This is a genomic window from Roseicyclus amphidinii, assembly GCF_030163755.1.
In the GTDB taxonomy this organism is placed as follows: domain Bacteria; phylum Pseudomonadota; class Alphaproteobacteria; order Rhodobacterales; family Rhodobacteraceae; genus Roseicyclus; species Roseicyclus amphidinii.
Map to the genome: position 1 here is coordinate 1 of NZ_JASJOE010000131.1, position 3,060 is coordinate 3,060.

Annotated in this window: 2 rRNA genes; both read left to right on the forward strand. The window is 55.0% G+C overall.

Features of this window, described 5'->3' with window-relative positions:
- Positions 1 to 2,784 (forward strand): 23S ribosomal RNA (locus QQK83_RS19095); the annotation flags it as partial.
- 128 nt (positions 2,785 to 2,912) lie between these two features.
- A 5S ribosomal RNA gene (rrf, locus tag QQK83_RS19100) occupies positions 2,913 to 3,027 on the forward strand.
- Positions 3,028 to 3,060 lie beyond the last annotated feature (33 nt).

Below are 3,060 nucleotides of genomic sequence, written 5' to 3' on the forward strand. Positions count from 1 at the left end.
CTTGAGAACGATGTGGTGGGCTCACCAGTGGGCAAAAACAGGTATTTTTGACCTGAATATATAGGGTTGAAAAGGCAAACCCGGGGAACTGAAACATCTAAGTACCCGGAGGAAAGGACAGCAATAGCGACTCCCCTAGTAGCGGCGAGCGAACGGGGACCAGCCGAGCCGTGAGTGTGACCAGAACAATCTGGAAAGATTGGCCAGAGCGGGTGACAGCCCCGTATGGGAAGCATGATCGGACGTATCAAGTAGGGCGGGACACGTGAAATCCTGTCTGAAGATCGGAGGACCACCTTCGAAGGCTAAGTACTCCTTACTGACCGATAGCGAACCAGTACCGTGAGGGAAAGGTGAAAAGCACCCCGACGAGGGGAGTGAAACAGTACCTGAAACCGGACGCCTACAAGCAGTCGGAGCCTCCTCGAGAGGTGACGGCGTACCTTTTGTATAATGGGTCATCGACTTGGTCTCACGAGCAAGCTTAAGCCGATAGGTGTAGGCGCAGCGAAAGCGAGTCTTAATAGGGCGTCGAGTTCGTGGGATCAGACCCGAAACCGAGTGATCTAGGCATGACCAGGATGAAGGCAAGGTAACACTTGCTGGAGGTCCGAACCCACACCTGTTGAAAAAGGTCGGGATGAGTTGTGCCTAGGGGTGAAAGGCCAATCAAACTCGGAGATAGCTGGTTCTCCGCGAAATCTATTTAGGTAGAGCGTCGAGCGAATACCCCGGGGGGTAGAGCACTGGATGGGTAATGGGGCCCCACAGGCTTACTGATCCTAACCAAACTCCGAATACCCGGGAGTACTACTCGGCAGACACACGGCGGGTGCTAACGCCCGTCGTGGAGAGGGAAACAACCCTGACCTCCAGCTAAGGCCCCCAATTCATGGCTAAGTGGGAAAGCAGGTGGGACGACCAAAACAACCAGGAGGTTGGCTTAGAAGCAGCCATCCTTTAAAGATAGCGTAACAGCTCACTGGTCTAAACAAGTTGTCCTGCGGCGAAGATGTAACGGGGCTCAAGCCATGAGCCGAAGCTGAGGATGCGCATAGCGCATGGTAGCGGAGCGTAGTGTGACATCAGACTACGTCTTGTTCTGATCTTTTGCAGGATCACCCGAATTGCCCGCGTGCATGCACGAAGGCAGCGAAAGGTGGTCATGCATACGTCCTCAAGTAGCCGATAGGCGATAGGACAAAAAAGAGATCAGAAGAGACGAAGTCTGTTCTGTGAAGCCGGGGCGTGAGCCATCCGGTGGAGAGATCACTAGCGAGAATGATGACGTGAGTAGCGACAAACAGGGTGAGAGACCCTGTCGCCGAAAGTCCAAGGGTTCCTGCTTAAAGCTAATCTGAGCAGGGTAAGCCGACCCCTAAGGCGAGGCCGAAAGGCGTAGTCGATGGGAACCAGGTTAATATTCCTGGGCCATGTGGAGGTGACGGATCGCGGGTGTAGTTCGGCCTTATCGGATTGGTCGGGCTGCTGAGCGGTTCCTGGAAATAGCCCCACTACAAGATCGTACCCTAAACCGACACAGGTGGACTGGTAGAGAATACCAAGGCGCTTGAGAGAATGATGTTGAAGGAACTCGGCAAAATACCTCCGTAAGTTCGCGAGAAGGAGGCCCGGGTTCAAGGCAACTTGGATCCGGGGGCACAAACCAGGGGGTGGCGACTGTTTACTAAAAACACAGGGCTCTGCGAAGTCGCAAGACGACGTATAGGGTCTGACGCCTGCCCGGTGCCGGAAGGTTAAAAGGAGGTGTGCAAGCACCGAATTGAAGCCCCGGTAAACGGCGGCCGTAACTATAACGGTCCTAAGGTAGCGAAATTCCTTGTCGGGTAAGTTCCGACCTGCACGAATGGCGTAACGACTTCCCCGCTGTCTCCAACATCAACTCAGCGAAATCGAATTGCCTGTCAAGATGCAGGCTTCCCGCGGTTAGACGGAAAGACCCCGTGCACCTTTACTACAGCTTCAGACTGGCAACAGGACTGGGATGTGCAGGATAGGTGGTAGACTTCGAAGCCGGAACGCCAGTTCCGGTGGAGTCACCCTTGAGATACCACCCTTCGCATTCTTGTTGTCTAACCGCGGTCCGTCATCCGGATCCGGGACCCTCTGTGGCGGGTAGTTTGACTGGGGCGGTCGCCTCCTAAAGCGTAACGGAGGCGCGCGAAGGTTGGCTCAGAGCGGTCGGAAATCGCTCGTTGAGTGCAATGGCAGAAGCCAGCCTGACTGCGAGACTGACAAGTCGAGCAGAGTCGAAAGACGGCCATAGTGATCCGGTGGTCCCGAGTGGAAGGGCCATCGCTCAACGGATAAAAGGTACGCCGGGGATAACAGGCTGATGGTGCCCAAGAGTCCATATCGACGGCACCGTTTGGCACCTCGATGTCGGCTCATCTCATCCTGGGGCTGGAGCAGGTCCCAAGGGTACGGCTGTTCGCCGTTTAAAGAGGTACGTGAGCTGGGTTTAGAACGTCGTGAGACAGTTCGGTCCCTATCTGCCGTGGGTGTAGGATACTTGAGAGGAGTTGCCCCTAGTACGAGAGGACCGGGGTGAACGATCCACTGGTGGACCTGTTGTTGCGCCAGCAGCAGTGCAGGGTAGCTATGATCGGAAAGGATAACCGCTGAAGGCATCTAAGCGGGAAGCCCCCCTCAAAACAAGGTATCCCCGAGGGCCGAGATAGACCATCTCGTCGATAGGCCGGAGATGTAAGCGCAGCAATGCGTTCAGTTGACCGGTACTAATTGCCCGATAGGCTTGATTTGATCCAGTGAAAGCCAGGCTTCCACGGAACCAACAAGCATCACACCAACGTGTGCCTGACTTGGACATCGATGTGCAAAACGGCAAACCAAAGCCAAAGCGCACACCGATAAACGTGTTTCTTCCTCGGTTTGGTGGTCATAGCGTCAGCAAAACACCCGGTCCCTTTCCGAACCCGGCCGTTAAGTGCGACCGCGCCAATGGTACTGCGTCTCAAGACGTGGGAGAGTAGGTCACCGCCAAACCTAGAAAGAAACACCAAGTATCTCTCAGACGAT